Below are 21,034 nucleotides of genomic sequence, written 5' to 3'. Positions count from 1 at the left end.
GCACGCTCCTGTGCTGCGTGGGAAACGTAAAGAGTAGAAGGACCCGACATGGCCCCCAAGAAGAAGGTCACCGGCCTCATCAAGCTGCAGATCCAGGCAGGCGCCGCCAACCCGGCACCGCCGATCGGTCCCGCGCTTGGTCAGCACGGTGTCAACATCATGGAGTTCTGCAAGGCGTACAACGCCGCGACCGAATCCCAGCGCGGCAACGTGATCCCCGTGGAGATCACGGTCTACGAGGACCGCTCCTTCACCTTCATCACGAAGACCCCGCCGGCGGCCGAGCTCATCAAGAAGGCTGCGGGCGTCCAGAAGGGCTCCGCCACCCCGCACACCGTCAAGGTCGCGAAGCTGACCCAGGCGCAGTGCGAGGAGATCGCCGAGCAGAAGATGACCGACCTGAACGCCAACGACGTCCAGGCCGCCGCCAAGATCATCGCCGGCACTGCCCGCTCCATGGGCATCACCGTCGAGGGCTGACCAGCCCCACCCCCTCGCTCCGGTCCGTCCGGAGCAGCCCCACCCGGGGCACCGAACATCATCAACGCGGGACGGCCGATGAGCCGGACACCGCAAGTGGCAGGGTCGAGCGCGACCCACTGGACCACGACTGCATAAGGAGAAAACGCAGATGGCAAAGCGCAGCAAAGCATACGAGGCAGCTGTAGCCAAGATCGACTTCGGCAAGCTGTACTCGCCGGCCGAAGCCGTGGCACTGGCCAAGGAGACCGCGGTCTCCAAGGCCGACCCGACCGTGGAGGTCGCCTTCCGCCTGGGCGTTGACCCGCGCAAGGCCGACCAGATGGTCCGCGGCACCGTCAACCTGCCGCACGGCACCGGCAAGACGGCCCGCGTGGTCGTCATCGCCACCGGCGACAAGGCCGAGGCCGCGATCGCCGCCGGCGCCGACTTCGTCGGCTCGGACGACATCATCGAGAAGATCCAGGGCGGCTGGACCGACTTCGACGCCGCCGTCGCCACCCCGGACCTCATGGGCAAGGTCGGCCGCCTGGGCAAGATCCTCGGCCCGCGCAACCTCATGCCGAACCCGAAGACCGGCACGGTGACCATGAACGTCGCCAAGGCCGTCGAGGACATCAAGGGCGGCAAGATCGACTTCCGCGTCGACAAGCACTCCAACCTGCACTTCATCATCGGCAAGGCGTCCTTCGACACCCAGAAGCTCGCCGAGAACTACGCCGCAGCGCTGGAGGAGATCCTTCGCCTGAAGCCGACCGCTTCCAAGGGTCGCTACATCAGCAAGGCCACCGTCGCCACGACCTTCGGCCCGGGCATCCCGGTGGACCCGAACGTCACCAAGGTCGTCACCGCCTAGGGTCCCCGGACCTCGGCTGGAAGGCCCCGCTGCGCGAGCAGCGGGGCCTTCCGCGTCTGGCGGGGCCGCCGATTTGGAGCGGGCCCGCCGTGTCGCTATAGTTGTCTGTACCTAAGACCGTCGGTCGGTGTGTGCCCATGGCGATTCCGCAAGGAAGAGCGTGGGCGGGCATCTGAAAGTTCCTCGTAGAGGACGACCCACGCAGGTGACACACTTCCTCCACGGTGACCAACGTCGTCGTCCTCCGAAGCCCTGTGCGCCTGCACGGGGCGTTTTTTGTGTGCGGCCCTCCCGGGCCCGAGCCCCCAGGGGCTGGACTTCCGGAACTGATCGACATCCGACTCAATCCCCGGAAGGAGGGTTATGGCAACGCAGAGCAAGATCACCGCTGTTGAGGAGATCACCGCCGACTTCAAGGAGTCGAACGCCGCTGTCCTGACCGAATACCGCGGGCTTTCGGTTGCGAAGCTTAAGGATCTGCGCCGCGCACTTGGTCCCGACACCAAGTACTCGGTCGTCAAGAACACCCTGACCAGCATCGCCGCCAAGGAAGCGGGCATCGACGCGTTCGATGACCAGCTCTCCGGCCCGACCGCCATCGCCTTCATCAAGGGCGACGCCGTGGCCGCAGCCAAGAGCCTGACGGATTTCGCCAAGGAGAACAAGCAGCTGGTCGTGAAGACCGGCTTCTTCGAGGGCAAGGCACTCGACGCGAGCGGGGTCGAGGCCCTGGCCGCACTCGAGTCGCGCGAGCACCAGCTGGCCCGTGTCGCCGGCGTCCTGCAGGCACCGGCGTCCGCCGCGGCCCGCATCATCGACGCACTGCGCGCCAAGCGCGAAGAAGAAGGTGGCGCCCCGGCTGAGGCTCCCGCCGCCGAGGCCGAGGAAGCACCCGCTTCCGACGCCGCCACCGAAGAGGCCTGAGGCTTCTCACCCCCACCGCAAACTTGCGGCGCCTACACCGCGCCGCTCAAAGGAAAGGACGCCAAAATCATGGCGAAGCTTACCACTGACGAGCTGCTCGACGCTTTCAAGGAAATGAGCATCATCGAGCTCTCCGAGTTCGTGAAGTCCTTCGAGGAGACCTTCGAGGTCACCGCCGCTGCCGTCGCCGTTGCCGGCCCGGCCGCCGGTGGCGGCGAGGCCGCTGCCGAGGAGCAGACCGAGTTCGACGTCATCCTCGAGGCCGCCGGCGACAAGAAGATCGGCGTCATCAAGGAGGTCCGTGGCCTCACGTCGCTGGGCCTGAAGGAGGCCAAGGAGCTCGTCGACGGCGCTCCGAAGGCCGTCCTCGAGGGCGCCAACAAGGAGACCGCCGAGAAGGCCAAGGAGGCCCTCGAGGCCGCCGGCGCCACGGTCACCCTCAAGTAAGTCCCCCGGACTACTCGAGGCCGGGACCCCCGGATCTCAGCATCGGAAGCCCCGCCCACCGCAGCAGCGGAGGGCGGGGCTTCCGTCGTCCCCGCGTCCGCCCGCGCGCACGCGCGTACCAGTGAACGTTGACGAAGCTCCAAGGCTGGCTTCGTACCGTTACCAATATGAGATCTCGGCTGGCCCTCCTCGATGTCACGCGCCTCGTGGCGGCGCTGATGGTGGTGTTCTACCACTACACGGCCTGGCACCACAGCAACTGGGGCCCGGAGAACGCCAGCGAGGCCTGGCCCCTGCTGAGCCGGATCACCACCTTCGGGAACCTCGGCGTCCCCCTGTTCTTCATCGTCAGCGGGTTCGTCATCCTGCTCTCCAGCTACGGCCGCCGGCCCAGCCAGTTCATCGGCTCGCGTGTGGGCCGGCTCTTCCCCGCCTACTGGGTGGGCGTGCTCGCCACCGGCATCCTCGTGTTCTTCATCTGGGCGGACGCCGGCGACAAGCTCACGTACGCCGACTGGGCCGTGAACTTCACGATGTTCCAGTCGGCGGCCGACGTCCCCGACATCGACGGCGTCTACTGGACCCTCTGGGCCGAGATGCGCTTCTACGGCTGGATCCTGCTGCTCATGCTCCTGGGCTGGCTCACGCCCGGACGGATGATCGCCTTCGCCGGGCTCTGGCCGGTCGCGGGGATCCTCGCCGACGCGGCCGGCCTCGAGGCGCTGGACACGGTCCTCATGAAGCAGCACGCCCCGCTCTTCGCCGGGGGCATCGCGCTCTTCCTGATCTTCCGCTTCGGCCACACGCCCCTGCGCTGGATCGTTCTCGGGACCAACGTGGCCCTCAGCGCCTTCTTCACCGGGAAACGCGTCAGCGGCGAGGTCGAGTCGCTCGTGGGCTACACCATCGCCCCGGAGGTGTACTGGCCGATCGTCGTCGCCCTGTTCGCGCTCCTGGCCGGCATGACGCTCACCCGGGCCCGCGACTGGTCCATCCCGGGGGCGACGACGGCCGGGGCGCTGACCTACCCGGTCTACCTGCTGCACCAGATGTGGGGCTGGTGGCTCATCGGCATCCTGGCCCCCGTGCTGCCGCGCCCGGTCACGCTCGCCGTCGTCGTGGCCCTGGTCCTCGTCGCCGCCTTCGCGGTGCACCGGGCGGTCGAGCGCCCCTACGGCAGGACGCTCTCCGAGAAGGTCACGCAGGGCCTGGACTGGGCGGGGGAGCGGTTCAGCGCTGCAGCAGCAGGGCTTCGCCCTGCCCTCCTCCGCCGCACAGGCTGACCGCCGCGCGGCCCGAGCCGCGGCGGGCCAGCTCCAGCGCGGCGTGCAGCGCGAGGCGTGCACCGGAGGCCCCGATCGGATGGCCCAGCGCGATGGCCCCGCCGTGGATGTTGGTGCGCTCCAGCGGGTAGTCCAGATCCCGCAGGGACTGGCACGCCACGGCGCCGAAGGCCTCGTTGATCTCGATGAAGTCGACGTCGGCGAGGCTCCAGCCCGCCGTCTCCAGGGCCCGCTCGATCGCCCGCGAGGGCTGGGAGTGCAGCGAGTTGTCCGGACCGGCCACCTGGCCCGGGGCGCCGATGGCCGCGAGCACGGTCAGTCCGTGCTCCTCGGCATACGCCCGGGAGGCGACGACGACGGCCGCGGCGCCGTCCGAGAGCGGCGAAGAGTTGCCCGCGGTGATCGTCCCCTCGGGGTCGAACGCGGGGCGCAGGCCCGCCAATCCCTCGGCCGTGGTGTCGGCCCGGACGCCCTCGTCGGCGGAGACCACCACGGGCTCTCCCCGGCGCTGGGGGATCTCGACCGGAACGATCTCCTGATCGAACACGCCGTCGCTCTGGGCGGCTGCGGCCCGGCGGTGCGACGCGGCGGCGACCTCGTCCTGGTCGCGGCGCGCGATCCCGAGCCTGCCGTTGTGCCGCTCGGTGCTCACGCCCATCGAGACGCCGTCGAACGCGTCGGTCAGGCCGTCGTGGGCGACCGAGTCGACCGCCGAGATGTCGCCGTAGCTCCAGCCCTGGCGCGAGCCGGGCAGGACGTGCGGGCCGTTCGTCATCGACTCCATCCCGCCGGCGACGACGACGTCCGCCTCGCCGAGACGGACCAGGCGGGCGGCGTCCGTGACGGCCGCCAGGCCGGAGAGGCAGACTTTGTTGATGGTGACCGTGGGGACGTCCCACCCGATGCCGGCGGCGACCGCGGCCTGGCGGGCGGGGTTCTGCCCGGCGCCGGCCTGGACCACCTGGCCCATCACGACGGCGTCGACGGCCTCCGGACCGACCCCGGAGCGCTCCAGCGCGCCGGCGATGGCGCGGGATCCCAGCTGCACGGCGGACAGGGCCGCGAGCCCGCCCTTGAACCGGCCGAACGGCGTCCGCGCGCCCCCGACGATCACGGCCTCCCGGGCGGTCCTGGCGTCGCTCTTCCCCGTATCCCGATTGCTCATACGGCCACTTTACCGTGACCAACGACACAGTGGAGTCCGCAGGTCAGGGCCGTGCCGGCGCGGATCCGGCGTGTGCGGCTTGTCAAGCCTCCACTAGACATGCTAGGCGCCCGTATGTAGAATGGAGCTTTGCGTCTTCCCTCTCTGCGTTCTGGCCTTCATATAGCGGTGGGTCCGAAAATCCCGTGATGTCGACCGGCAATCCCGAACAGCAGCACTCCAGTACGACGACTGGCGTGCCCTGCTGGCGGCGGCGGCATGGACGGGCGGGGGAGGCGCTCGGAAACCTGACGGTCTGTGGAAGGATCCATCTTGGTCGCCTCGAGCACCTCTCAAAACGTAACCGCTAGTTCGGCGCGGTCCGCAGAAGCGGCCGGCCGAATCTCATTCGCAAAGATCCACGAACCGCTGGACGTGCCCAACCTGCTGGCACTGCAGACGGAGAGCTTCGACTGGCTGGTGGGCAACCAGCGGTGGAAGGACCGTTTCGCCGCGGCCCAGGAGATCGGCGACGACAGCATCGCCGAGGTCTCCGGCCTCGCCGAGATCTTCGAGGAGATCTCCCCGATCGAGGACTTCCAGCAGACGATGTCGCTGAGCTTCTCCGATCCGGAGTTCGCCGACCCCAAGTACACCGAGGCCGAGTGCAAGGATCGCGACGCGACCTACGCCGCCCCGCTGTACGTCAAGGCCGAGTTCATGAACAACAACACGGGCGAGATCAAGCAGCAGACCGTGTTCATGGGCGACTTCCCGCTGATGACCCAGAACGGCACGTTCATCATCAACGGCACCGAGCGCGTCGTCGTCTCGCAGCTCGTCCGCTCCCCGGGCGCCTACTTCGAGCGCACCCCGGACAAGACGTCCGACAAGGACATCTTCACCGCCAAGGTCATCCCGTCCCGCGGCGCCTGGCTCGAGCTCGAGATTGACAAGCGCGACCAGGTCGGCGTCCGCCTCGACCGCAAGCGCAAGCAGTCCGTCACGGTCCTGCTCAAGGCCCTGGGCTGGAGCGAGGCCGACATCCTCGCCGAGTTCGGCAACTACGAGTCGATCCGCGCCACCCTGGAGAAGGACACCACGGAGACGCAGGAGGAAGCCCTCCTCGACATCTACCGCAAGCTCCGTCCGGGAGAGCCGCCGACAGTCGAGTCCGCACAGAACCTGCTGGACAACCTGTACTTCAACCCCAAGCGCTACGACCTCGCCAAGGTCGGCCGCTACAAGATCAACCGCAAGCTCGGCCTGGACAAGCCGCTCTCGGGCCCGGGCGCCTCGGTGCTCGGCAATGACGACATCGTCGCCATGATCAAGTTCCTCGTGGCGCTGCACGCCGGCGAGACCACGATCCCGGGTCGCCGCAACGGCGAGGACGTCGACATCCGCGTGGAGGTCGACGACATCGACCACTTCGGCAACCGCCGCATCCGCGCCGTCGGCGAGCTCATCGAGAACCAGGTCCGCACCGGCCTGTCCCGCATGGAGCGCGTCGTCCGCGAGCGCATGACCACGCAGGACGTCGAGGCCATCACGCCGCAGACGCTGATCAACATCCGCCCGGTGGTCGCCGCGATCAAGGAGTTCTTCGGAACCTCCCAGCTGTCGCAGTTCATGGACCAGAACAACCCGCTGGCCGGCCTCACGCACAAGCGCCGCCTGTCCGCGCTCGGCCCGGGCGGCCTGTCCCGCGACCGCGCCGGCATGGAGGTCCGCGACGTCCACCCGTCGCACTACGGCCGCATGTGCCCGATCGAGACCCCTGAAGGCCCGAACATCGGCCTGATCGGCTCGCTCGCCACCTACGCGCGCATCAACGCGTTCGGCTTCATCGAGTCGCCGTACCGCAAGGTCGTCGACGGCCGGGTCACCGACGAGGTCCAGTACCTCACGGCCGACGAGGAGCTCGACGCCCTCATCGCCCAGGCCAACGCGCCGCTGACCGAGGACCAGCGCTTCGCCGAGGACCTCGTCCTCTGCCGCGAGCGCGGCGGCGGCGGCGAGCCCGTGCTCGTCGCCCCGACCGAGATCGACTTCATGGACGTCTCCCCGCGCCAGATGGTGTCCGCGGCGACGGCCCTGATCCCGTTCCTCGAGCACGACGACGCCAACCGCGCCCTCATGGGCGCGAACATGCAGCGTCAGGCCGTGCCGCTGCTCCAGTCCGAGGCCCCGCTCGTGGGCACCGGCATGGAGAAGTACGTGGCCGTCGACGCCGGCGACGCCGTCACCGCCGAGAAGGCCGGTGTGGTCACCACGGTCTCCGCCGACCTCGTCATCGTCATGAACGACGACGGCACGGAGTCCGCGTACCCGATCATGAAGTTCGCGCGCTCCAACCAGGGCAACGCATACAACCAGCGGGTCCGTGTCTCCGAGGGCGACCGGGTGGAGTTCCAGAGCATCATCGCCGACGGCCCCTCCACCGACAAGGGCGAGCTGTCCCTGGGCAAGAACCTCCTGGTGGCGTTCATGTCCTGGGAGGGCCACAACTTCGAGGACGCCATCATCCTGTCCCAGCGGATGGTGTCCGAGGACGTCCTGACCTCGATCCACATCGAGGAGCACGAGGTCGACGCCCGCGACACCAAGCTCGGTGCCGAGGAGATCACCCGCGACATCCCGAACGTCTCGGAGGAGGTGCTGAGCCAGCTCGACGAGCGCGGCATCATCCACATCGGCGCCGAGGTCGAGGCCGGCGACATCCTCGTGGGCCGCGTGACGCCGAAGGGCGAGACGGAGCTGACCCCGGAGGAGCGCCTGCTGCGCGCCATCTTCGGCGAGAAGTCCCGCGAGGTCCGCGACACGTCCCTGAAGGTGCCCCACGGCGAGTCCGGCACGGTCATCGGCGTGCGCATCTTCGACCGCGACAACGACGACGAGCTGCCCCCGGGCGTGAACCAGCTGGTCCGCGTGTACGTGGCCCAGAAGCGCAAGATCACGGACGGCGACAAGCTCGCCGGCCGCCACGGCAACAAGGGCGTCATCTCGCGCATCCTGCCCGTCGAGGACATGCCGTTCCTCGAGGACGGCACGCCGGTCGACGTGATCCTGAACCCGCTGGGCGTCCCGGGCCGCATGAACATCGGCCAGGTCCTGGAGATCCACCTGGGCTGGGCCGCGAAGCAGGGCTGGAAGATCGAGGGCGAGCCCGAGTGGCTCCAGCACCTCCCGAACCTGCCCCGCGAGTCGGGCCCGACCACGGTCGCGACCCCGGTCTTCGACGGCGCCGAGGAGGGCGAGGTCCGCAACCTGCTGGACCACACCACCCCGACCCGCGACGGCCAGCGGCTGATCGGCAACACCGGCAAGGCGAACCTGTTCGACGGCCGCTCCGGCGAGCCGTTCCCGGACCCGATCTCCGTCGGCTACATGTACATCCTGAAGCTGCACCACCTGGTCGACGACAAGATCCACGCCCGCTCGACCGGTCCGTACTCCATGATCACCCAGCAGCCGCTCGGCGGTAAGGCCCAGTTCGGCGGCCAGCGCTTCGGTGAGATGGAGGTCTGGGCCCTCGAGGCGTACGGCGCGGCCTACACGCTGCAGGAGCTGCTGACCATCAAGTCCGACGACGTCCACGGCCGCGTGAAGGTCTACGAGGCGATCGTCAAGGGCGAGAACATCCCGGACCCGGGCGTGCCCGAGTCCTTCAAGGTGCTCATCAAGGAAATGCAGTCGCTGTGCCTGAACGTCGAGGTGCTGTCCGCGGACGGCACCACGATCGAAATGCGTGACTCGGACGAGGAAGTCTTCCGGGCCGCGGAAGAACTCGGCATCGACCTCTCGCGGGCCGAGCCGAGCTCCGTCGAGGAGGTCTAGTACGCGGGCGGGGGCCCGGCGCACCGCCGGGCACCCGCCGTCGTACCGATCTTTTTCCCGAACCCATCAGCGGCTCGCGCCGCTGGACAAGACTTCAGAGAATTAGAGAGATAGGGACCATATGTCCAACGATTCCTCCTTCGGCCTCATGCGCATCGGCCTCGCCACCGGTGAAGACATCCGTGAGTGGAGCTTCGGCGAGGTCAAGAAGCCGGAGACCATCAACTACCGCACCCTGAAGCCCGAGAAGGACGGACTCTTCTGCGAGAAGATCTTCGGTCCGTCCCGGGACTGGGAGTGCTACTGCGGCAAGTACAAGCGCGTGCGCTTCAAGGGCATCATCTGCGAGCGCTGCGGCGTCGAGGTGACCCGTGCCAAGGTGCGCCGTGAGCGCATGGGCCACATCGAGCTGGCCGCCCCCGTCACGCACATCTGGTACTTCAAGGGCGTCCCGTCCCGACTGGGCTACCTGCTGGACCTGGCCCCGAAGGATCTCGAGAAGATCATCTACTTCGCGGCCTACATGATCACGTCCGTCGACGAGGACCGTCGTCACGCCGAGCTGCCGAACCTGCAGGCGCAGCACGACCTGCAGCGCAAGCAGCTCGTCGAGAACCGCGACTCCGACATCGCGGCGGTCGCCCGTGACCTCGAGAACGACCTCGCACGCCTGGAGGCCGAAGGCGCCAAGGCCGCCGAGAAGAAGAAGGCCCGCGACCTCGCCGACAAGACGATGGCGCAGATCCGCAAGCGCGCCGACGCCGAGATCGAGCGCCTCGAGCAGGTCTGGGACCGCTTCAAGAACCTCAAGGTCGCCGACCTCGAGGGCGACGAGGGCCTGTTCCGCGCCATGCGCGAGAAGTACGGCCTGTACTTCGAGGGCGCCATGGGCGCGGAGGCGATCCGCAAGCGTCTCGAGTCCTTCGACCTCGAGGCCGAGGCCGAGCACCTGCGCGACATCATCAAGAACGGCAAGGGCCAGCGCAAGACCCGTGCGCTGAAGCGCCTGAAGGTCGTCAACGCGTTCCTGACCACGGACAACAGCCCGCTGGGCATGGTCCTGGACGCCGTCCCGGTGATCCCGCCGGAGCTGCGCCCGATGGTCCAGCTGGACGGTGGCCGCTTCGCGACCTCCGACCTGAACGATCTGTACCGTCGCGTGATCAACCGCAACAACCGCCTGAAGCGCCTGCTGGACCTCGGTGCGCCCGAGATCATCGTGAACAACGAGAAGCGCATGCTGCAGGAGGCCGTGGACTCCCTGTTCGACAACGGCCGCCGCGGCCGTCCGGTCACCGGACCGGGCAACCGCCCGCTGAAGTCGCTGTCCGACATGCTCAAGGGCAAGCAGGGCCGCTTCCGTCAGAACCTGCTCGGCAAGCGCGTCGACTACTCCGGCCGTTCGGTCATCGTCGTCGGCCCGCAGCTGAAGCTGCACCAGTGCGGTCTGCCCAAGCAGATGGCCCTGGAGCTCTTCAAGCCGTTCGTGATGAAGCGCCTCGTGGACCTGAACCACGCGCAGAACGTCAAGAGCGCCAAGCGCATGGTCGAGCGCTACCGTCCGCAGGTCTGGGACGTGCTCGAGGAGATCATCACCGAGCACCCGGTGCTGCTCAACCGTGCACCCACCCTGCACCGCCTGGGCATCCAGGCGTTCGAGCCGCAGCTCGTCGAGGGCAAGGCCCTGCAGCTGCACCCGCTCGTCTGCGCGGCGTTCAACGCCGACTTCGACGGCGACCAGATGGCGGTGCACCTGCCGCTGTCGCCGGAGGCCCAGGCCGAGGCGCGCATCCTGATGCTCTCCTCGCACAACATCCTGAAGCCGTCCGACGGCCGCCCGGTGGCCCTGCCGTCGCAGGATATGATCATCGGCCTCCACCACCTCACCACCAAGCGCGAGGGGGAGAAGGGCGAGGGCCGCGTCTTCTCGACGGCCGCCGAGGCGATCATGGCGCACGACGCCGGCGAGCTGCACCTCAACGCCGTCGTGAAGATCCGCGTGGAGGGCTTCGTGCCGTCCGAGGAGCAGCCGGCCCCCGAGGGCTGGGAGCCGGGCACCCCGGCGCTCATCGAGACGTCCCTGGGCCAGGTGCTCTTCAACGAGACCCTGCCCGAGGACTACCCGTGGGTCGAGCACGTGGCCGGCAAGGACGCGCTCTCGGAGATCGTCAACGATCTCGCCGAGCGCTACCCGAAGGTCATCACCGCGCAGACGCTGGACAACCTGAAGGACGCCGGCTTCTACTGGGCGACCCGCTCGGGCGTGACCGTCGCGATCTCGGACGTCTCCTCCAACATGAACAAGGCGGAGATCCTGGCCCCGTACGAGGAGCAGGCACTCAAGGTGCAGGCCCAGTACGACAAGGGCCTGATCGCCGACGACGAGCGCCGCACCGAGCTGGTCGACATCTGGACCAAGGCGACCGACGAGGTCGCCGAGGCGATGAAGAACGGCATGGAGAAGCTGAACACCATCAACCGCATGGTGACCTCGAAGGCTCGAGGCAACTGGCTCCAGCTGCGCCAGATCGCGGGTATCCGCGGTCTCGTGTCCAACCCGCGCGGCGACATCATCCCGCGTCCGATCAAGTCCTCGTACCGCGAGGGCCTCACGGTCCTCGAGTACTTCATCGCGACGCACGGTGCGCGTAAGGGCCTGGCCGATACGGCGCTGAAGACGGCCAACTCGGGCTACCTGACGCGTCGTCTGGTCGACGTCTCCCAGGACGTCATCGTCCGCGAGGACGACTGCGGCACCCGTCGCGGCCTGACCGTGCCGATCGCGACCGTGGACGACCTCGGTACCGTGCGCAAGCACGAGACCGTGGAGAACTCGGCCTACACCCGCACGCTGGCCACCGACGTCAAGGACGCCGAGGGCAACGTGCTGGCCGAGGCCGGCGCCGACGTGGGCGACGTCCTGATCGACCGCCTGTACGAGGCTGGCGTCCAGGAGATCAAGGTCCGCTCCGTGCTGACCTGCGAGTCCGCCGTCGGGACCTGCGCGCTCTGCTACGGCCGCTCCCTGGCCACGGGCAAGCTCGTGGACATCGGCGAGGCCGTCGGCATCATCGCCGCACAGTCCATCGGCGAGCCGGGCACGCAGCTCACCATGCGTACGTTCCACACGGGTGGTGTGGCCTCCGCGGAGGACATCACCCAGGGTCTGCCCCGTATCCAGGAGCTCTTCGAGGCCCGCACCCCGAAGGGTGTGGCCCCGATCTCCGAGGTCGCCGGCCGCGTGACCATCGAGGACGCGGACCGTCAGCTGCGCATCGTCATCACGCCGGACGACGGCACCGAGGACATCGCGTACCCGATCCTGCGCCGTGCCCGCATGCTGGTCGTCGACGGCGACCACGTGGAGGTCGGACAGCAGCTCGTCGCCGGTGCGATCGACCCCAAGCAGGTCCTGCGCGTGCTCGGCCCCCGGGAGGCGCAGAAGTTCCTGGTCCGCGAGGTCCAGAACGTGTACCAGTCCCAGGGTGTGGGCATCCACGACAAGCACGTGGAGGTCATCGTCCGGCAGATGCTGCGCCGGATCACCGTGATCGAGCAGGGCGACACCGACCTGCTCCCGGGCGAGCTCACCGACCGGGCCCGCTTCATCGCGGAGAACCGCAAGGCAGTGTCCGAGGGCAAGTCGGCGGCCTCCGGCCGTGACGAGCTCATGGGCATCACCAAGGCCTCGCTCGCGACCGACTCGTGGCTGTCTGCCGCCTCCTTCCAGGAGACGACGCGCGTGCTCACGCAGGCCGCGATGGAGGCCAAGTCGGACTCCCTGATCGGTCTGAAGGAGAACGTGATCATCGGCAAGCTGATCCCGGCCGGCACCGGCCTGGACCGCTACACCAAGGTCGCGGTCGAGCCGACCGAGGAGGCCAAGGCCAACCTGTTCACGGGTCCGAGCGCCTTCACGGGCTTCGACTACGAGGGCATGGACAACGGTCTCAGCCCCGAGTTCACGGCCATCCCGATGGACGACTACGACCTGGGCAGCGACTTCCGCTGACCGACCGCAGTAGGCGACTGATCCCCTAGGGGAGAGGTCGCCCACCGTCCCGACAGTGCAGGGCGGCACCGCAGCAGCGGTGCCGCCCTGCGCCGTCGGCGGGCCCGCGCGCCTCGATTCGGAGGAGGGGGCCGAATCGTGGTAGATTGATGTCAATTGTTTTGTGTGTGGCAAAGGGACACGGTCCGGGTCGCGGGGAAGTTGCGCGACGAATGCCACACTTTTGCACGCCTACGGTCGATTCCGCTGCCGTTGCGTTGCGATGAAACGACCACACCGCAGTGCCGACGGCTCCTGGGCCCACGGCGCGGCAGATCACAGAAACCGGAGGACACGAAAGTGCCTACTATTCAGCAGCTGGTCCGCAAGGGCCGCTCGCCGAAGGTCAACAAGACCAAGGCCCCCGCCCTGAAGGGCGATCCCATGCGCCGTGGCGTGTGCACCCGTGTGTACACGACCACCCCGAAGAAGCCGAACTCCGCGCTCCGCAAGGTCGCCCGCGTGCGCCTCTCCGGCGGCGTCGAGGTCACCGCCTACATCCCCGGCGTGGGCCACAACCTGCAGGAGCACTCCATCGTGCTGGTCCGCGGCGGCCGCGTGAAGGACCTCCCGGGCGTCCGCTACAAGATCGTCCGCGGTGCTCTCGATACCCAGGGTGTGAAGAACCGCAAGCAGGCTCGTTCCCGCTACGGCGCCAAGAAGGAGAAGAAGTAATGCCTCGTAAGGGTCCGGCGCCCAAGCGCCCCCTCGTCGCCGATCCGGTCTACGGGTCGCCGCTGGTCACGCAGCTCATCAACAAGGTCCTCGTCGACGGCAAGAAGTCGACCGCCGAGCGCATCGTCTACGGTGCCCTCGCCGGTGCCGAGGCCAAGTCCGGCAACGACCCGGTGGTTACCCTCAAGAAGGCCATGGACAACGTCCGCCCGGCCCTCGAGGTCCGCTCCCGCCGCGTCGGTGGCGCCACCTACCAGGTCCCGGTCGAGGTCAAGCCGGGCCGTGCCACCGCCCTCGCCCTCCGTTGGCTCGTCGGCTACTCCAAGGACCGCCGCGAGAAGACGATGATCGAGCGTCTCATGAACGAGATCCTCGACGCCTCGAATGGTCTCGGTGCCGCTGTGAAGCGCCGCGAGGACACCCACAAGATGGCCGAGTCCAACAAGGCCTTCGCTCACTACCGCTGGTAAGCATGACGTCGTGAGGATGACGGCGGCCGAGGCACCCCGGTGCGGAGGCCGCCGTCGTCCCCGGGTCAACAGACAAAGGGAGACAACGTGGCACAGGATGTGCTCACCGACCTCAAGAAGGTCCGCAACATCGGCATCATGGCCCACATCGATGCCGGTAAGACCACCACGACGGAACGCATCCTCTTCTACACGGGTGTGAACCACAAGATCGGCGAGACGCACGACGGCGCCTCGACGACCGACTGGATGGAGCAGGAGAAGGAGCGCGGCATCACCATCACGTCCGCCGCCGTGACCTGCTTCTGGGACAACAACCAGATCAACATCATCGACACCCCGGGCCACGTTGACTTCACCGTCGAGGTCGAGCGCGCACTCCGCGTGCTCGACGGCGCCGTTGCCGTCTTCGACGGCAAGGAGGGCGTGGAGCCGCAGTCGGAGACCGTCTGGCGCCAGGCCGACAAGTACGACGTCCCGCGCATCTGCTTCGTCAACAAGATGGACAAGATGGGCGCCGACTTCTACTTCACGGTGGACACCATCGTGAAGCGCCTGGGCGCGACCCCGCTGGTCATGCAGCTGCCGATCGGCTCCGAGTCCGACTTCGTCGGCGTCGTGGACCTGCTCTCCATGAAGGCCCTCGTGTGGCCGGGCGACTCCAAGGGCGACGTCACCATGGGTGCCGCCTACGAGACCCGCGAGATCCCCGAGGACCTCAAGGAGCGCGCCGAGGAGTACCGCAACAAGCTCATCGAGCAGGTTGCCGAGTCCTCCGAGGAGCTCATGGAGAAGTACCTCGAGGGCGAGGAGATCAGCAACGAGGAGCTCAAGGCCGGCATCCGCAAGATGACGGTCAACTCCGAGGCCTACCCGGTCTTCTGTGGCTCCGCCTTCAAGAACCGCGGCGTCCAGCCGATGCTGGACGCGGTCATCGACTACCTGCCGGCTCCGCTGGACGTCCCGCCGATGATCGGTCACGACCCGTCGGACGAGTCCGTCGAGCTGACCCGCAAGCCGAGCAAGGACGAGCCGTTCTCGGCCCTCGCCTTCAAGATCGCCTCGCACCCGTTCTTCGGCCAGCTGACCTTCGTGCGCGTCTACTCGGGCCGGGTCACGGCCGGCACGCAGCTGCTGAACACGACCAAGGGCAAGAAGGAGCGCCTGGGCAAGCTGTTCCAGATGCACTCCAACAAGGAGAACCCGGTCGAGGAGATCGTGGCGGGCCACATCTACGCCGTGATCGGCCTCAAGGACGTCACCACCGGTGACACCCTGAGCGCCACGGACGCCCCGATCGTCCTCGAGTCGATGACCTTTCCGGAGCCCGTGATCTCCGTGGCCATCGAGCCGAAGACCAAGGGCGACCAGCAGAAGCTGTCCACGGCCATCCAGAAGCTGGCCGCCGAGGACCCGACCTTCACGGTCAACCTCAACGAGGACACCGGCCAGACCGAGATCGGCGGCATGGGCGAGCTCCACCTGGACATCCTGGTGGACCGCATGAAGCGCGAGTTCAAGGTCGAGGCCAACGTCGGCAAGCCGCAGGTGGCCTACCGCGAGACGATCAAGAAGGCCGCCGAGAAGGTCGACTACACCCACAAGAAGCAGACGGGTGGTTCCGGCCAGTTCGCCAAGGTGCAGGTCTCGTTCGAGCCCCTGGACACCTCCGAGGGCGAGATGTACCAGTTCAAGAACGCCGTCACGGGCGGTCGCGTCCCGCGCGAGTACATCCCGTCCGTCGACGCCGGCATCCAGGACGCCATGCAGTTCGGCATCCTGGCCGGCTACCCGGTCGTGGGCGTCAAGGCGACCCTGATCGACGGCGCGTACCACGACGTCGACTCCTCGGAGATGGCGTTCAAGCTCGCCGGTTCGCAGGTCTTCAAGGAAGGCGCACGCCGCGCCAACCCGGTCCTGCTCGAGCCGGTCATGGCCGTCGAGGTCCGCACCCCGGAGGAGTACATGGGCGACGTCATCGGCGACCTGAACTCCCGCCGTGGCCAGATCCAGTCCATGGAGGACGCGCAGGGCGTCAAGGTCGTCAAGGCCTCGGTCCCGCTGTCCGAGATGTTCGGCTACATCGGCGACCTGCGTTCCAAGACGCAGGGTCGTGCCGTCTACACCATGACGTTCGACAGCTACGCCGAGGTCCCGAAGGCCGTGGCCGACGAGATCATCCAGAAGTCCCGCGGCGAGTAATCGCCTGAGGAACCTGGTCTGCCGCCGGCCGGAGACGGTCGGCGGCGACCGGGCGGGGGCCCCCCACCGCGGGGCCCCCCCCGGGCGGCGGGGGGGGGCGGCCCCCGCCGGCGGGCGGGGGGGGGGCGCGCGCGCGGGGCGGGGGGGGGGCGCCGGGGGGGCCCCCCCCAGCGGCGGCCCCCGCCCGGGCAGACTGAGGGGCCCGGACGACGCGGGCGCCTGCGGAAAGCAAATTTAGCGAAACAAACCAGCCCCCATTAGACTTGCATGAGTTTCGTCCACGAACCGCGTGGGCGAGGGTAAGTCTTCTGACTATGTTCTAGGAGGAACCTGTGGCGAAGGCAAAGTTCGAGCGGACTAAGCCGCACGTCAACATCGGCACCATTGGTCACGTTGACCACGGTAAGACCACGTTGACTGCTGCCATTTCCAAGGTGCTTGCTGACAAGTACCCGGATCTGAACGAGCAGCGCGATTTCGGCGCGATCGACTCCGCACCGGAGGAGCGCCAGCGCGGCATCACCATCAACATCGCGCACATCGAGTACCAGACCGAGGCGCGCCACTACGCCCACGTCGACGCCCCGGGTCACGCTGACTACGTGAAGAACATGATCACCGGTGCTGCTCAGATGGACGGCGCCATCCTCGTTGTGGCCGCCACCGACGGCCCGATGGCCCAGACCCGCGAGCACGTGCTGCTGGCCCGCCAGGTCGGCGTGCCGAAGCTGCTCGTGGCGCTGAACAAGTCCGACATGGTCGACGACGAAGAGCTGCTCGACCTGGTCGAGATGGAGGTCCGCGAGCTGCTGTCCTCCCAGGAGTTCGACGGCGACGACGCTCCGGTCATCCGCGTCTCCGGCCTGAAGGCTCTCGAGGGCGACCCGCAGTGGGTCAAGGCCGTCGAGGACCTCATGGAGGCAGTCGACGAGTACATCCCGACCCCGGTCCGCGACCGCGACAAGCCGTTCCTCATGCCGATCGAGGACGTCTTCACCATCACCGGCCGCGGCACCGTCGTGACGGGCCGCGCCGAGCGCGGTACCCTCGCGATCAACTCCGAGGTCGAGATCGTCGGCATCCGTCCGGTCCAGAAGACCACGGTCACCGGCATCGAGATGTTCCACAAGCAGCTCGACGAGGCATGGGCCGGCGAGAACTGCGGCCTTCTGCTCCGCGGCATCAAGCGCGAGGACGTCGAGCGCGGCCAGGTCATCGTGAAGCCGGGCTCCATCACCCCGCACACGAACTTCGAGGCGAACGTCTACATCCTGTCCAAGGACGAGGGTGGGCGTCACAACCCGTTCTACTCGAACTACCGCCCGCAGTTCTACTTCCGCACCACCGACGTCACCGGCGTCATCACGCTGCCCGAGGGCACCGAGATGGTCATGCCGGGCGACAACACGGAGATGACGGTCGAGCTCATCCAGCCGATCGCCATGGAGGACGGCCTCGGCTTCGCCATCCGCGAGGGTGGCCGCACCGTTGGCTCGGGCCGCGTCACCAAGATCCTCAAGTAAGGTCCCGACCTTCTTGTAGATCCGCAGGATCGTACGAGGGGCCCCGTTGCCGGAAGGCAGCGGGGCCCCTCGTCGTTTTAACGGCAGGTCGTCTAACGGCAGGTCGTTCAACGGCAATGCCGTTCGGGGCCCGGTTCATTCAACGGCCGGGCACCGGGGGAGGGCCGAGCCCTGGGCCCCGATTTGCGACGCCGCGGCAGGGCATGGCACACTAGACAAGTTGTTCATTTGCTTTGCCTGCGGTCAGCCGTGTCCGGTACCAGAACGCGGTCCGCAGGCCGGCTCCGACGGAGCCAGCTTCCCGCCCGGGATAATGCCCGGGGCGGGGGAGTGGCCGACTGGAGCGAACAGAGCGCAATTGAAGATTCCCCCACGGCGGGCAACTCTGAGAAGAGTTAGCGACACGCCCGACCGCGGGGGTCGGACCTCGGCGGGGTGAGGAACCCGGATTCATCCGGATTCAGTCCGTGCGAGGCGTGCCGATCCGGTGAGGATCACGTCTAGGGCACAGCAACTGTACAGAGAGTGCTAATCAGAAAGAGGCATGACGCCATGGCGGGACAAAAAATCCGCATCCGGCTGAAGTCGTATGACCACGAGGTCATTGACGTTTCTGCCCGGAAGATCGTAGAGACGGTCACGCGCGCAGGCGCAACCGTAGTCGGCCCCGTGCCGCTGCCGACGGAGAAGAACGTGTACTGCGTCATCCGTTCGCCCCACAAGTACAAGGACAGCCGCGAGCACTTCGAGATGCGCACCCACAAGCGCCTGATCGACATCGTCGATCCGACTCCGAAGGCTGTCGACTCGCTCATGCGTCTCGACCTTCCGGCTGACGTCAACATCGAAATCAAGCTTTAAGGGGAGGTGCTGAGAGACTATGACCGCAACCCGTAATGTCAAGGGCCTGCTGGGCACGAAGCTCGGCATGACCCAGGTGTGGGATGAGAACAACAAGCTCATCCCGGTCACCGTCGTGCAGGCCGACTCCAACGTCGTGACCCAGCTGCGCAATGCAGACCGCGACGGCTACACCGCGCTCCAGATCGGCTTCGGCCAGATCGACCCGCGCAAGGTCACCAAGCCGCTCGCCGGCCACTTCGAGGCCGCCGGCGTCACGCCGCGCCGCCACGTCGTCGAACTGCGCACTGCTGATGCCGACTCCTACGAGCTCGGCCAGGAACTCTCTGTCGAGATCTTCGAGGCCGGCCAGAAGGTCGACGTCGTCGGTAAGAGCAAGGGCAAGGGCTTCGCCGGTGTCATGAAGCGTCACGGCTTCTCCGGCGTCGGCGCTTCGCACGGCGCGCACAAGAACCACCGTAAGCCGGGTTCCATCGGTGGCGCGTCCACCCCGGGCCGCGTCTTCAAGGGCCTGCGCATGGCTGGCCGCATGGGCGCCGTTCGCCACACCACGCAGAACCTCACGGTTCACGCGGTGGATGCCGAGAAGAACCTCCTCTTGATCAAGGGTGCCGTTCCCGGCGCCCGCGGCCAGGTCGTCCTCGTGCGCTCTGCCGTGAAGGGAGCATAACCAAATGGCTAACACTGTGAAGGTCGATCTCCCCGCCGAGATCTTCGACGTCCAGACCAATGTCCCGCTGCTGCACCAGGTCGTCGTCGGCCAGCTGGCCGCGGCTCGCCAGGGTACGCACAAGACCAAGACCCGCGCCGAGGTTTCGGGCGCAGGCCGCAAGCCGTTCAAGCAGAAGGGCACCGGCCGGGCTCGTCAGGGCTCGATCCGCGCCCCGCACATGACCGGCGGCGGCATCGTGCACGGCCCGACCCCGCGCGACTACTCGCAGCGGACGCCCAAGAAGATGAAGGCCGCCGCACTGCGTGGCGCTCTCTCGGATCGCGCTCGTCACGAGCGCATCCACGTCATCGAGTCCCTCGTGGCCGGCACCAAGCCGTCCACCAAGGAAGCGCTGGCAACCCTTCGCGCTCTCACCGAGCGCAAGAACATGCTCGTTGTCATCGACCGCGCCGATGACGTTGCAGCACTCTCCGTGCGCAACCTCACCGACGTCCACGTGATCTACGTCGACCAGCTCAACACGTACGACGTGCTGGTCGCCGATGACGTGGTCTTCACCAAGGATGCATTCGATGCCCTGGTCAACAAGGAGGAAGCCAAGTGAGCGCCGCCTTCACCAAGACTCCGCACGACGTGATCATTGCTCCCGTCGTCTCCGAGAAGAGCTACGGCCTGATCGACGAGGGTAAGTACACCTTCCTGGTCGACCCGCGCTCGAACAAGTCCGAAATCAAGAACGCCGTGGAGCAGATCTTCGGCGTGAAGGTTGCTTCGGTCAACACCATCAACCGTGCCGGGAAGCGCAAGCGCACCCGCTTCGGCTGGGGCGAGCGCAAGGCTACCAAGCGTGCGATCGTGTCGCTGAAGGAAGGCACTATCGACATCTTCGGCGGTCCGCTTTCCTAAGCGGAGACCACTTTAACGAGGAATAAAAATGGGAATCCGTAAGTACAAGCCGACAACGCCGGGCCTTCGCGGCTCGTCCGTTGCCGACTTCGCAGAAATCACCCGGACCACTCCGGAAAAGTCGCTGGTTCGCCCGCTGACGAAGTCCGGTGGTCGTAACAACAGCGGCAAGATCACCACCCGGCACAAGGGTGGCGGCCACAAGCGCGCGTACCGTCTGATCGACTTCCGTCGTCACGACAAGGACGGCGTGCCGGCGAAGGTCGCTCACATCGAGTACGACCCCAACCGCACGGCCCGCATCGCGCTGCTCCACTACGTGGACGGCACGAAGCGCTACATCATTGCCCCGAACAAGCTCTCCCAGGGCGACACCGTCGAGGCCGGCGCCAACGCCGACATCAAGCCGGGCAACAACCTCCCGCTGCGCAACATCCCGGTGGGTACGGTCATCCACGCCGTGGAGCTGCGCCCGGGCGGCGGTGCCAAGATGGCCCGCTCGGCCGGTGCCTCCATCCAGCTGGTGGCCCGTGAGGGCAAGTTCGCCCAGCTGCGCCTGCCCTCCGGCGAGATCCGCAACGTCGACGTCCGCTGCCGCGCGACGATCGGCGAGGTCGGCAACGCCGAGCAGTCGAACATCAACTGGGGCAAGGCCGGCCGTAACCGCTGGAAGGGCATCCGCCCGACCGTCCGCGGTGT

The 21,034-nt window shown here is 67.3% G+C and carries 17 protein-coding genes; 16 read left to right on the top strand and 1 reads right to left on the bottom strand.

The genetic code is table 11. The features are described from left to right. Window positions 1–48 precede the first annotated feature (48 nt). The 5 genes from rplK (at window position 49) to RIN46_RS10575 (ending at window position 3,990) form a co-directional block, all read left to right on the top strand. Window positions 49–480 carry a 50S ribosomal protein L11 gene (gene rplK / locus RIN46_RS10595; RefSeq protein WP_309081139.1) on the top strand — a complete coding sequence of 144 codons (432 nt, stop codon included), beginning with the start codon at window positions 49–51 and terminating at the stop codon, window positions 478–480. A gap of 151 nt (window positions 481–631) precedes the next feature. After that, window positions 632–1,336, top strand: coding sequence for a 50S ribosomal protein L1 (gene rplA / locus RIN46_RS10590; protein ID WP_309081138.1), 705 nt, complete (start codon window positions 632–634; stop codon window positions 1,334–1,336). Window positions 1,337–1,699: 363 nt separating this feature from the next. Next, window positions 1,700–2,260, top strand: coding sequence for a 50S ribosomal protein L10 (gene rplJ / locus RIN46_RS10585; RefSeq protein ID WP_309081137.1), 561 nt, complete (start codon window positions 1,700–1,702; stop codon window positions 2,258–2,260). Between the two features lie 69 nt (window positions 2,261–2,329). Then, window positions 2,330–2,707 (top strand): 50S ribosomal protein L7/L12, encoded by a 378-nt coding sequence (gene rplL / locus RIN46_RS10580; protein WP_309081136.1) that lies wholly within the window; start codon window positions 2,330–2,332, stop codon window positions 2,705–2,707. A gap of 167 nt (window positions 2,708–2,874) precedes the next feature. Further along, complete coding sequence (locus RIN46_RS10575; RefSeq protein WP_309081135.1) at window positions 2,875–3,990, top strand: acyltransferase; 1,116 nt, start codon at window positions 2,875–2,877, stop codon at window positions 3,988–3,990. On the opposite strand, the gene RIN46_RS10570 is transcribed toward RIN46_RS10575, so the two are convergent. Further along, window positions 3,938–5,155, bottom strand: coding sequence for an acetyl-CoA C-acetyltransferase (locus RIN46_RS10570; RefSeq protein WP_309081134.1), 1,218 nt, complete (start codon window positions 5,153–5,155; stop codon window positions 3,938–3,940). The genes RIN46_RS10575 and RIN46_RS10570 overlap by 53 nt on opposite strands. A 312-nt stretch (window positions 5,156–5,467) precedes the next feature. Between RIN46_RS10570 and rpoB the strand changes: the two genes are divergently transcribed. From rpoB to rplB, 11 genes are all read left to right on the top strand, one after another. Then, complete coding sequence (rpoB, locus tag RIN46_RS10565) at window positions 5,468–8,974, top strand: DNA-directed RNA polymerase subunit beta (protein ID WP_309081133.1); 3,507 nt, start codon at window positions 5,468–5,470, stop codon at window positions 8,972–8,974. Window positions 8,975–9,095: 121 nt separating this feature from the next. Beyond that, window positions 9,096–12,986, top strand: a complete 3,891-nt coding sequence (locus RIN46_RS10560; RefSeq protein ID WP_309081132.1) for a DNA-directed RNA polymerase subunit beta' — start codon at window positions 9,096–9,098, stop codon at window positions 12,984–12,986. Between the two features lie 339 nt (window positions 12,987–13,325). Then, the gene (gene rpsL, locus RIN46_RS10555; protein WP_189349245.1) at window positions 13,326–13,700 is read left to right on the top strand and encodes a 30S ribosomal protein S12; all 375 of its coding nucleotides are present in this window, start codon (window positions 13,326–13,328) and stop codon (window positions 13,698–13,700) included. Beyond that, complete coding sequence (gene rpsG, locus RIN46_RS10550; RefSeq protein ID WP_309081131.1) at window positions 13,700–14,170, top strand: 30S ribosomal protein S7; 471 nt, start codon at window positions 13,700–13,702, stop codon at window positions 14,168–14,170. Before rpsL ends, rpsG begins: the two co-directional genes overlap by 1 nt. Window positions 14,171–14,257: 87 nt before the next feature. Next, window positions 14,258–16,372: an elongation factor G gene (gene fusA, locus RIN46_RS10545; protein ID WP_309081130.1), complete on the top strand. Its 2,115-nt coding sequence runs from the start codon at window positions 14,258–14,260 to the stop codon at window positions 16,370–16,372. Between the two features lie 332 nt (window positions 16,373–16,704). After that, entirely contained in the window at window positions 16,705–17,895 is a 1,191-nt protein-coding gene (tuf, locus tag RIN46_RS10540) for an elongation factor Tu (protein ID WP_309081129.1), read from the top strand. 552 nt (window positions 17,896–18,447) lie between these two features. Then, window positions 18,448–18,756 carry a 30S ribosomal protein S10 gene (gene rpsJ / locus RIN46_RS10535; RefSeq protein ID WP_013349689.1) on the top strand — a complete coding sequence of 103 codons (309 nt, stop codon included), beginning with the start codon at window positions 18,448–18,450 and terminating at the stop codon, window positions 18,754–18,756. A 19-nt stretch (window positions 18,757–18,775) separates the two neighbouring features. Next, window positions 18,776–19,426, top strand: a complete 651-nt coding sequence (gene rplC, locus RIN46_RS10530; protein WP_309081128.1) for a 50S ribosomal protein L3 — start codon at window positions 18,776–18,778, stop codon at window positions 19,424–19,426. Between the two features lie 4 nt (window positions 19,427–19,430). Further along, entirely contained in the window at window positions 19,431–20,033 is a 603-nt protein-coding gene (gene rplD, locus RIN46_RS10525) for a 50S ribosomal protein L4 (protein WP_309081127.1), read from the top strand. Beyond that, window positions 20,030–20,335 (top strand): 50S ribosomal protein L23, encoded by a 306-nt coding sequence (gene rplW / locus RIN46_RS10520; protein WP_309081126.1) that lies wholly within the window; start codon window positions 20,030–20,032, stop codon window positions 20,333–20,335. Before rplD ends, rplW begins: the two co-directional genes overlap by 4 nt. A 28-nt stretch (window positions 20,336–20,363) precedes the next feature. After that, a partial coding sequence (gene rplB / locus RIN46_RS10515; RefSeq protein WP_309109465.1) for a 50S ribosomal protein L2 occupies window positions 20,364–21,034 on the top strand: 671 nt, incomplete at its 3' end.

Origin of the sequence: Zhihengliuella sp., from assembly GCF_031178195.1 — a bacterium.
Taxonomy (GTDB): Bacteria; Actinomycetota; Actinomycetes; order Actinomycetales; family Micrococcaceae; genus Zhihengliuella.
Note: the sequence above shows the minus strand (reverse complement) of the source record. Positions and strands in the feature narration are given on the sequence as shown.

What these genes read in the sequence shown, in the direction of transcription:
- rplK (WP_309081139.1), top strand. Translation starts at nt 49, where the DNA reads ATGGCCCCCAAGAAGAAGGTCACCGGCCTCATCAAGCTGCAGATCCAG.
- rplA (WP_309081138.1), top strand. Translation starts at nt 632, where the DNA reads ATGGCAAAGCGCAGCAAAGCATACGAGGCAGCTGTAGCCAAGATCGAC.
- rplJ (WP_309081137.1), top strand. Translation starts at nt 1,700, where the DNA reads ATGGCAACGCAGAGCAAGATCACCGCTGTTGAGGAGATCACCGCCGAC.
- rplL (WP_309081136.1), top strand. Translation starts at nt 2,330, where the DNA reads ATGGCGAAGCTTACCACTGACGAGCTGCTCGACGCTTTCAAGGAAATG.
- RIN46_RS10575 (WP_309081135.1), top strand. Translation starts at nt 2,875, where the DNA reads ATGAGATCTCGGCTGGCCCTCCTCGATGTCACGCGCCTCGTGGCGGCG.
- RIN46_RS10570 (WP_309081134.1), bottom strand. Translation starts at nt 5,155, where the DNA reads ATGAGCAATCGGGATACGGGGAAGAGCGACGCCAGGACCGCCCGGGAG.
- RIN46_RS10560 (WP_309081132.1), top strand. Translation starts at nt 9,096, where the DNA reads ATGTCCAACGATTCCTCCTTCGGCCTCATGCGCATCGGCCTCGCCACC.
- rpsG (WP_309081131.1), top strand. Translation starts at nt 13,700, where the DNA reads ATGCCTCGTAAGGGTCCGGCGCCCAAGCGCCCCCTCGTCGCCGATCCG.
- rpsJ (WP_013349689.1), top strand. Translation starts at nt 18,448, where the DNA reads ATGGCGGGACAAAAAATCCGCATCCGGCTGAAGTCGTATGACCACGAG.
- rplC (WP_309081128.1), top strand. Translation starts at nt 18,776, where the DNA reads ATGACCGCAACCCGTAATGTCAAGGGCCTGCTGGGCACGAAGCTCGGC.
- rplD (WP_309081127.1), top strand. Translation starts at nt 19,431, where the DNA reads ATGGCTAACACTGTGAAGGTCGATCTCCCCGCCGAGATCTTCGACGTC.